At 73.0% G+C, this 6,905-nt stretch carries 7 protein-coding genes; 2 read left to right on the forward strand and 5 right to left on the reverse strand.

Annotated elements, in window-relative coordinates; translation table 11 throughout:
* Positions 1 to 380, reverse strand: a 380-nt coding sequence (locus AC2W7G_RS06570) for a helix-turn-helix transcriptional regulator (RefSeq protein ID WP_485867727.1), incomplete at its 3' end; no start/stop codon positions are given.
* Between the two features lie 123 nt (positions 381 to 503).
* Here AC2W7G_RS06570 and AC2W7G_RS06575 point away from each other — a divergent pair.
* Positions 504 to 1,844, forward strand: coding sequence for a DNA polymerase domain-containing protein (locus AC2W7G_RS06575; RefSeq protein WP_485867728.1), 1,341 nt, complete (start codon positions 504 to 506; stop codon positions 1,842 to 1,844).
* Positions 1,845 to 1,879: 35 nt separating this feature from the next.
* Here AC2W7G_RS06575 and AC2W7G_RS06580 read toward each other — a convergent pair whose 3' ends face one another.
* The 3 genes from AC2W7G_RS06580 to AC2W7G_RS06590 form a co-directional block, all read right to left on the reverse strand.
* Positions 1,880 to 2,728, reverse strand: coding sequence for an ATP-grasp domain-containing protein (locus tag AC2W7G_RS06580; protein WP_485867729.1), 849 nt, complete (start codon positions 2,726 to 2,728; stop codon positions 1,880 to 1,882).
* A 156-nt stretch (positions 2,729 to 2,884) separates the two neighbouring features.
* Positions 2,885 to 4,045, reverse strand: a complete 1,161-nt coding sequence (locus AC2W7G_RS06585) for a GGDEF domain-containing protein (protein ID WP_485867730.1) — start codon at positions 4,043 to 4,045, stop codon at positions 2,885 to 2,887.
* A 67-nt stretch (positions 4,046 to 4,112) separates the two neighbouring features.
* Positions 4,113 to 4,853, reverse strand: coding sequence for an acyltransferase (locus tag AC2W7G_RS06590; RefSeq protein WP_485867731.1), 741 nt, complete (start codon positions 4,851 to 4,853; stop codon positions 4,113 to 4,115).
* Between the two features lie 82 nt (positions 4,854 to 4,935).
* On the opposite strand from AC2W7G_RS06590, the gene AC2W7G_RS06595 reads away from it, so the two are divergent.
* The gene (locus AC2W7G_RS06595; RefSeq protein WP_485867732.1) at positions 4,936 to 5,736 is read left to right on the forward strand and encodes a GTP pyrophosphokinase; all 801 of its coding nucleotides are present in this window, start codon (positions 4,936 to 4,938) and stop codon (positions 5,734 to 5,736) included.
* Positions 5,737 to 5,763: 27 nt separating this feature from the next.
* Here the strand turns inward: AC2W7G_RS06595 and AC2W7G_RS06600 are convergent.
* On the reverse strand, positions 5,764 to 6,905 hold a 1,142-nt coding region (locus AC2W7G_RS06600; protein WP_485867733.1), incomplete at its 5' end, for an ATP-dependent DNA ligase.

Raw genomic sequence — 6,905 nt, forward strand, 5'->3', positions numbered from 1 at the left:
CCTGTCGTCGTGCTCGAGCTCGGCGAGCCGGTGCCGGGCGAACGCGTCGACGGCGGCGTCACCGCGGTGCGGCGCAGGAAGCGCAGCGCCTCGGCGGCGAGGTCGTCGTAGGCGTGCTCGAACTGGTCGCGGCCGGCGTCGGTCAGGGCGAACACCTTGGCCGGACGTCCGCGACCGCGCGGCGCGTTGAGCCGCTGCTCGCCGGCGACGACGTGTCCCTCGGCCACCAGCTGGTCGAGGTGACGACGCACGGCGGCAGGGGTCAGCGACAGACGCTCGGCCAGCGCGACCGCGGTGGAGGGCCCGTGCTCGAGGATGCTCTGGGCCACACGCGAACGCGTCGGGGCGTCGTCGGACGACGACTTCTCGACAGTGCGCATGCTTTTCACAACACCAGTGTGTCGTTATTGATTCCGCCCGTTCAACGAAGGTCACCCTCAGTGGCGTCCGTCACCTCCCGGCTCGTCCTGCCGAGCGGCCCCGGACGCCCCTAGGGTGACGCCATGGCGAGCGACGCGACCGAGATCGAGGCCGGCGGACGCACGGTGCGGGTCTCGAGCCCCGACCGGGTGATCTACGAGGCGACGCCGTGGTCGGCCGAGGTCACCAAGCTGATGGTCGCGGAGTACTACGTGGCCGTCGAGGACGGCATCATGCGCGCGCTGCGCGAGCGCCCGACGGCGCTGGAGCGCTGGCCCAAGGGGTTCCGCGAGGACATGGTCATGGCCACGCGCTCGGACGGGCACGGCGACGCGTTCTACCAGAAGCGTGTCCCCCAGGGCGCTCCCCCGTACCTGGAGTCCGCCCGCATCCAGTTCCCCTCGGGGCGCCACGCCGACGAGATCTGCCCGACCGAGGTGGCCGTCGTCGCCTGGGCCGCGCACATGGGCACGCTGACCTTCCACCCCTGGCCGGTGCGCCGGGCGGACGTCGAGCACCCCGACGAGCTGCGCATCGACCTGGACCCCCAGCCCGGCGCGACCTTCGCCGACGCCCGCCGGGTCGCGCGCACCGCCCGTGAGCTGCTGGAGGAGGTCGGCATCCGCGGGTTCCCCAAGACCAGCGGCAACCGGGGCGTGCACGTGTACGTGCGCATCGAGCCGCGCTGGTCGTTCACCGAGCTGCGCCACGCGGCCATCGCCTTCGGCCGTGAGCTGGCGCGTCGCACGGACGGCGTGACGGTCAGCTGGTGGAAGGAGGAGCGTCCGGAGGGGTCGATCTTCGTCGACTACAACCAGAACGCCCGCGACCGCACGATCGCCAGCGCCTACAGCCTGCGGGCCAAGCCCGGTGCCCCGGTCTCGACGCCGGTCACGTGGGAGGAGCTGGAGACGATCGACGATCCGCGCACCCTGAACCTGCACACCGTGCCGCAGCGCCTGGCCGAGCTCGGCGACCCGCACGCCGAGATGACGACGTCGCCCATTCGCTGGACGCGCTGCTGCAGTGGCACGCCCGTGACGAGGAGCAGGGGCACGGCGACCTGCCCTATCCGCCGGACTACCCGAAGATGCCCGGCGAGCCGAAGCGCGTGCAGCCCAGCCGCGAGCGCAAGGAGTAGGTCAGGCCGGGCGGCGGCTCACCAGCCGGTGGCGTTGGGGTCCGACCACACGGCCGAGAGCTGGCGGACGTCCACCCAGCGCTGCACCAGCGACGGCTCGCGCTTGGACTCGTCGACGAACACGACCCAGGCCTCCCAGCCCGTCACGGTGCGCCGCCAGGCCAGCACGACGCCCTGGCGCGGGTGCTGCTTGCCGGTCGCGCGCACCCAGACGTGGCGCGTGCGCCGCGGTCGCGGCCACGCGTCCCGCTTGCCCGGGTTCGCTCCCACGGACGAACGATAGAACATCCGTTCGAACCGCCGAGAGGGGCTAGCGCGTCAGGGCCTCGGCGAGCCGGTCGGCGGCCCCGGGGTCCGCGTACGGCAGGAACAGCGACGGCTCGACGAGCTCGACCTCGAGCACCCGGAAGCCTCCGTCGTCGTCGCGGACCAGGTCGACGCGCGCGTACGCCGGCGTGCCGAGACGGGCGAGACGTGGGCCACGGCCGCCTCGGCGACGGCGACCTGCTCGGCCGAGGCCTCGTGCGGCGCGTTGGTCTCGGCGGCGAACAGCGTCTCGACGACACCGGCCCGGGGCAGCGCCACCCGCTTGCTGGCGGCGTGGCTGAAGCGCCCGGCCAGGAAGACCAGCGGCCACTCCCCCTCGGTGGCGACCGACCGGACGTACGGCTGGACCAGGACGACCTGGCCCTGGGCCCGCAGCCGGTCGACGTGGGCGAGCGCGAGGTCGTGCTGGTCCGGGCCGTAGGACGCGGCGTCGCGGCTGCCGGCGCCGACCGCGGGCTTCACCACGAAGTCACCGGCCGGCAGCTCGACGGGGTCGCCCGCCCCGACGAAGGCGGTGGTCGTCACCGGGACGCCGGCCGCCTCGAGCTCGGCGAGGTAGCGCTTGTCGATGCTCCAGCGCACGGCCTCGGGACCGTTGAGCACCTGCGTCACGGCGGCCGTCGCGTCCAGCCAGGCCAGGAAGGCGTCCAGCCGCGCGGGGTAGTCCCAGGTCGAGCGCAGCACGACGCGGTCGTAGGTGGCCCAGTCGACGTCGGGGTCGTCCCAGTCGACGACGTCGACCGCCACGCCGCGCCGCGCGAGCGCCGCGAGGGCCACGTCCTCGTCCTCGTCCTGCCCGCGGGCCTCGCGGGCGGTCACCCACGCCAGTCGTCCGGTCACCCGCCCACCCTAGGGGCGGCGACCACTGCGAGCGCAGCGATTTTCGAGGTGCGGACCCGGCGATCCGGACCTACCGTGGAAGCAGCACGACGGAACCACCTCAGCAGAAGGCCCCTGGCCGCCAGTCACGCACGGCGCGCCAGGGGCTTTCGTGCGTCAGGGACGTCGTCCGGCCATCACGATGCGGTCGCGGCCCTCCGCCTTGGCGACGTACAGCGCACGGTCGGCCTCGGCCAGGGTCCACGACAGCGCGACGTCCGCCTGGGTCTCGGCCACGCCGTAGCTGACGGTCACCTCGGGCAGCCCCCGCTCCTCCACCAGCGCGTGCAGGCGCGCGTTGACCGCCTCGAGCGTGGCGCGGGTGCTCTCGGGAGTCGCCCCGGCGAGCATGATGACGAACTCCTCGCCGCCGTACCGGGCCACCAGGTCGATCGCGCGCACGCGGGAGCGGCACGCGTCGGCGAACGCGACCAGGACGCCGTCCCCGGCACCGTGCCCGTGGGTGTCGTTGACGCTCTTGAAGTGGTCGACGTCGGCCATGACGAGCACGCAGGTCGCCCCGCGGCGGTCGGCGTCCCGGCGCAGCAGGCGGGCCCGCTCGACGAACGAGGAGCGGTTCAGCAGGCCGGTGAGCGGGTCGCTGGAGGCCCGCAGCCGCAGGTCCGCGTTGAGCTGCTCGTAGCTGAACGCCGTCATGCTGAACGTGGCGCCGACGAGCAGGAAGGTCATGATGATGGTCGTCATGGTCGTGCCGAACAGGTCGTCGAACCGGGGGTCGCCCGGGCCGAACACGACGAACGTGACGAACCGGCCCAGGTAGAACGCGGCCACGACGCCGCCGGAGCAGGCGATCGCCCGGCGCAGCGAGCCGACGTGGCCGGGGCGGTCGCTCCACATGGCGACCGCGGCCGCGGCGATGAAGCAGGTCACGAGCGGGAACAGCACGCTGGAGCCGGCCCAGGCGTCGGTGCCGGGGTCGTCCGCGAGGGAGGCGACCGGGACGGCCACGGTCGCGGCGACGGTCGGGAGCCAGGGGTCGCCGGCGGCGCCGTCGAGCGTCCGGGCGGCCTGCCAGATGAGGGCCGACCCGAGCACGGTCAGGGCGCTGCCGAGCGGGGTGGTCCAGGCCATGAGCGACGTGTCCGTGCCCAGGTAGGCCAGCGTGCCGGCGGCGACCGCGAGCAGGGCCAGGCACCACAGGCCGGCGTAGCGCGAGCGGGTGGAGCGGTAGGTGACCCCGTAGAACAGCACGAGCGTCGTCACGAGCACGACACCGAGCTCGATGCGCATGGACGCCGCGTCCAGGTGGATGGTCACCGCACCCCCATCGGCACGTCCGCCCGGGGGTTGAGCCGGCTGGCCGGACCCGGCCGGGAGGTCTGCGTCACGAGCGGCGCAGGCGGCGCACCACACGGCGCGCGAGGGAGGGCCGCTCGACCACCGCGGCCTCCTTCGTCAGGTCCCAGTAGCGGCTGCGCTGCTCCTCGGGCCAGCTCGTCTTGTCGCGCTTGTCGAGCGAGAGGTGCGGGCGCTCCCAGGCGATGTCGCGCCGCACGACCTTCGCCGGCGAGCCGACGGCGATGCAGTTGTTGGGCACGTCCCTGGTGACGATCGCGCCCAGCCCGATGACGCTGCCCCGGCCGATGCGGGCGCCGCCCAGCACGACCGAGCGCAGGCCGAGCCACACGTGCGGGCCGACGCGGATGTCGCGGGCGTGGTTGACCCGCCGGCCGCTGCGGACGTCGTAGATGGCGTGGCCGTCGTCGCTGCGCACCTGCACGTCGCTCGCCATCATCACGTCGTGGCCGATGGTGACGGTCGCGCCCTCGACGGCGCTGATCGTCGCCGTCGTGGTGGACGAGACGTGGGAGCCGATCTTGACGGTGGACCCACCGCCGACGCGGATCTGCGCCCGCAGCGTGACGCCCTTGCTGGCGCCGATCTCGGCCCGTCCGCCGTCGCCGTCGAACTGGACGCGGAGGTTGGGCATCCGGGCGGGACTGGCCACGGTCAGGACGTTGCCGCCGCCGTAGAAGGTGACCTTCACGGGGAACGGCTCGCCGTCGTACTCGATGCGGTTGCCGAGGTCGTCGGTGTAGGGCTGGAGCGTGGTGATCACCTGCACGGCGGTCAGCCTAGCCGCGCGCGGTCGACCGGGCGGCCGCGGCTCGACGGGCGTGGTGGGTGGCGTCGCGTACGGTGTCCGTGTGGCTTCCGACGCATCCACCGACCCGGGCCTCGAGCTCCCGGCCGAGGTCCTGGACGGCTCCCTCTCCGAGCACGTCGACGCCGAGCACCTGCGCGAGCTGCGCCAGGAGTTCACCCGCTTCATGATGCGCTACAAGTTCGGCATGGAGCAGGTCGTCACGAAGCTGAACATCCTGCGCGACGAGTTCGCCCACCTGCACGACTACAACCCGATCGAGCACCTCGCGTCGCGGCTCAAGGCCCCCGAGAGCCTGCTCGAGAAGGCCCAGCGCAAGGGCTGCCCGATCACCTTCGAGGCGATCCGCGAGAGCATCACCGACATCGCCGGCGTCCGCGTGACCTGCAGCTTCGTCTCGGACGTCTACCACGTCTTCGACATGCTGACCTCGCAGGACGACGTGCGCATCGTCGACGTCCGCGACTACATCGCCGAGCCCAAGCCGAACGGCTACCGCAGCCTGCACGTGCTCGTCGAGGTGCCGGTGTTCCTGTCCGACGGCGTCGTGCCGGTGACGGTCGAGGTGCAGCTGCGCACCATCGCGATGGACTTCTGGGCCAGCCTCGAGCACAAGATCTACTACAAGTACCGCGACGCGGTGCCCGAGAACCTGCTCGGCGGCCTCAAGGACGCGGCGGAGACCGCGGCGACGCTGGACTCGACGATGGAGATGCTGCACGCCGAGGTCCGCTCGATGAACGACCTGCCGCGCGACCTGGTCAGCGACGTCCGCGACCGCGCGGAGGCCGCCTCCACGCACGTCCTGCTCGAGCAGCTGCGCCGCCTGGGCGAGGACTCCTAGGGCCCGACGGTCGGGCTCGGGTCGGCCCTACCGCCCGGTGAGCACGTCGGCCAGGTCGTAGGACACGACCTCCTCGAGCTGGGCGTACGTGCACGACCGCGGCTCCCGGTCCGGCCGCCAGCGCTTGAACTGGGCCAGGTGCCGGAAGCGGTCGCCCTCCATGTGCTCGTAGCCGACCTCGAGCACCCGCGTGGGAGCCAGCGGGACGAACGACAGGTCCTTGCCGCCGCTCCAGCGGCTCTGCCCGCCCGGCAGCCGTCCGGACGCCTGGGCCTCGGCCGACTGCCAGCGGGCCCACGGGTGCTCGTCCAGGCCGACCCGCAGCTCCTGCAGCTCGTCGTGCAGCTCGGCGCGGCGCGTCTCGGTGAACGAGCCGCACACGCCCACGTGCTGCAGGGCGCCGTCGTCGTCGTACAGGCCGAGCAGCATCGAGCCGAGCAGCGGGCGCTCCTCGGTGGACGTCTTGTGCAGCCGGTAGCCGGCCAGCACCACGTCGGCGGTGCGCGCGTGCTTGATCTTCAGCATCACCCGGGCGTTCTGCTCGTACGGTCGGGCGAGCGGCTTGGCGACGACGCCGTCGAGCCCGGCGCCCTCGAAGTGCGAGAACCAGTCCGCGGCGGTGGCGGCGTCCGTCGTCGTGCGAGTCAGGTGCACGGGGGCCTGGACGCCGGCCAGCTCCTGCTCGAGCCGCTCGCGCCGCTCGGCGAACGGACGCGCGTCCCACGCCTCGTCGCCGACCGCGAGCAGGTCGAACACGACCAGCGACGCCGGCGTCTGCTCGGCCAGCAGGCTCACCCGGGAGGCGGCCGGGTGGATGCGCTGGCTCAGCGTGTCGAAGTCCAGCCGGTCCCCCACGATCGTGACGATCTCGCCGTCGACGACGCAGCGCTCGGGCAGCTGGGCCTTGACCGCCGCGACGACGTCCGGGAAGTAGCGGGTCAGCGGCTTGGTCGAGCGGCTCATCAGCTCGACCTCGTCGCCGTCACGGAAGACCAGGCAGCGGAAGCCGTCCCACTTGGGCTCGTACAGCAGGCCGCCGTCGACGGCGTCGGCGGCGGGCACCCCCTTGACCGACTTGGCGAGCATCGGGCGGACGGGCGGCATGACGGGCAGGTCCATGGCCAGACAGTACGGCGGGCCGGGCGCGGCCGCCCGGGTTGCCGCGCCCC

The organism is Aeromicrobium sp. PFPM2_SD2, assembly GCF_057364525.1.

Excerpts from the sequence above, each read along its gene's own strand:
- AC2W7G_RS06575 (WP_485867728.1), top strand. The coding sequence starts at position 504 with ATGGCGAGCGACGCGACCGAGATCGAGGCCGGCGGACGCACGGTGCGG.